Origin of the sequence: Mesorhizobium sp. M2A.F.Ca.ET.037.01.1.1 (assembly GCF_003998075.1) — a bacterium.
Classification (GTDB): domain Bacteria; phylum Pseudomonadota; class Alphaproteobacteria; order Rhizobiales; family Rhizobiaceae; genus Mesorhizobium.
This window is the reverse complement of the sequence record NZ_RZSA01001112.1, coordinates 1-1986: the sequence shown is the minus strand read 5'-3', so window position 1 is coordinate 1986 and position 1986 is coordinate 1. Positions and strand designations below refer to the sequence as shown.

At 65.1% G+C, this 1986-nt stretch carries 2 protein-coding genes; both read left to right on the top strand.

The annotated features are described in order from the left end of the window. Positions 1-925 (top strand): GMC oxidoreductase (locus tag EOA27_RS34020; protein WP_189562251.1); only part of this gene is annotated, 925 nt, incomplete at its 5' end. Continuing rightward, entirely contained in the window at positions 925-1854 is a 930-nt protein-coding gene (gene fhmpcd1 / locus EOA27_RS34015; RefSeq protein WP_126083747.1) for a 5-formyl-3-hydroxy-2-methylpyridine 4-carboxylate 5-dehydrogenase, read from the top strand. The genes EOA27_RS34020 and fhmpcd1, both read left to right, overlap by 1 nt. The last annotated feature ends 132 nt before the right edge of the window (positions 1855-1986 follow it).

The following is a 1986-nucleotide window of genomic DNA, read 5'->3' as shown; positions in this document are numbered from 1 at the left end:
CCATCGCGGCAGCGAGCGAACAGTCATCGCACGCAGGGAAGTGCTGCTCTCCGGCGGGGTGATCAACACGCCGCAACTGCTGATGCTGTCCGGCATCGGGGCGCCGGACGAGCTTGCGGCGCATGGCATCCAGACACGCGTCAACCTGCCCGCGGTCGGCAAGAACCTGCAGGATCACGTCTCGGTCATTCTCATGTACCGACGCCGCGGCCCAGGGCCGTTCCTGCACAACATGCGCGCCGATCGCATCGGGCTGGATTTCGCCAAGACCTACCTTACGGGGCGCGGTTTTTCGGGCGATGTGCCCGGCGGGGTCGTCGCCTTCCTGAAAAGCGGTCCGGAGCGGCCGTTGCCGGATGTGCAACTGCTCTTCACTGCGGCTCCACTCGCCGCATGGCCCTATTTCAGGCCATTCAAGGAACCGTTTCCCGATGGTTTCGCAACGCGCGTGGTGGCCACGCAGCCCGAGAGTCGCGGCGCGGTGAAACTCGCCTCGGCCGATCCTTCCGCGGCGCCCCTGATCCACCAGAATTTCCTGGCCTCGCCGAAGGACTGGCAATCGCTGCGGGCCGGCTTCCGGGTGGCAAGGGATCTCGCGGCGCAACCTTCCATGCAGCCCTTCATCGAGGCGGAGTTCTTCCCCGGTCCCAAGTGCCAGAGCGACGACGATATCGATGAGCATATCCGCAAGACCTCCATCACCGTGCATCATCCGGCCGGCACCTGCCGGATGGGCGCGGACGCGGCCTCGGTCGTAGATCCGCAACTGCGAGTTCGCGGCGTCGATGGCCTGCGCGTGGTGGATGCTTCCGTCATGCCCGACCTCGTCTGCGGAAACATCAACGCGGCAGTGATCATGATTGCCGAGAAGGCCGCCGACCTTGTCGCGGAAACAAAAGCAGCAACCGAAAGCAGGGCAGCGTGATGATCCAACGTATCGCCATCATTGGTCTGGGCACGATGGGGCCCGGCATGGCCGCGCGGCTCGCCAGAGGCGGCCTTCAGGTCGTGGCCTACGATGTCGCTCCGGCGGCGGTCGAGCGGGCTGGAACCATGCTGGGCGTGGCCGAAGCCGTGCTCGATTCCCTGGGCATCGCGCCGCCCCCGGCCGGCGCCGGAACGGTTCGCTTCACCGATGACATAGCCGATGCGGTATCGGGCGCCGACCTGGTCATCGAGAACGTTCCCGAGAACATTTCGATCAAGGCCGATGTCTATCGCGCCATCGATGGGCTGATAGCGGCGGACACGATCGTGGCGTCCGACACGTCGGGTATCCCGATCACCAAGCTGCAGGCGAATATCTCGCATCCGGAGCGGATGGTGGGCATGCACTGGTCGAACCCGCCGCACATCATCCCGATGATCGAGGTGATCGCCGGCGAGAAGACCGCGCCGCAAACCGTGGCGACGATCCGCGACCTGATCCGCTCGATCGGCCTGCTTCCGGTGGTGGTGAAGAAGGACGTTCCGGGTTTCGTCGAGAACCGCGTGCTCTATGCGCTGCTGCGCGAGGCGGTCGACCTTGTCGAGCGCGGCGTCATCGAGCCGGAAGACCTCGACACCTGCGTGTCCTGGGGCATCGGCTACAAGATCGCCGTGGTCGGGCCGATGGCGCTGCTCGATATGGCGGGCCTCGATATCTACAAGTCCGTCTCGTCCTTCCTCAACGCCGATCTTTCCAACCGCGACGATGTCGCGCCGATGGTGCTGGAAAAGACCAACGCGTCGAAGTTCGGCATCAAGTCGGGCGAGGGGATGTTCTCCTACACGCCCGAGCAGATCAAGGCGCTGCAAGGCGAACGGGCGCGCAAGCTCGTCGCGGTGCGGCGCATCTTGGAAGGACGGGAGTAGCCGATGGCCCATCATGCTCACGAGGCCGGTCGGGTTTGGGCGCCGCATGGAGGGGCAAGCCATGCGCATTGAACCCATTCGACCAGCAGGCGGCCGGCCAGCCCCTATCCGCCACCATGACGACCTGATCTC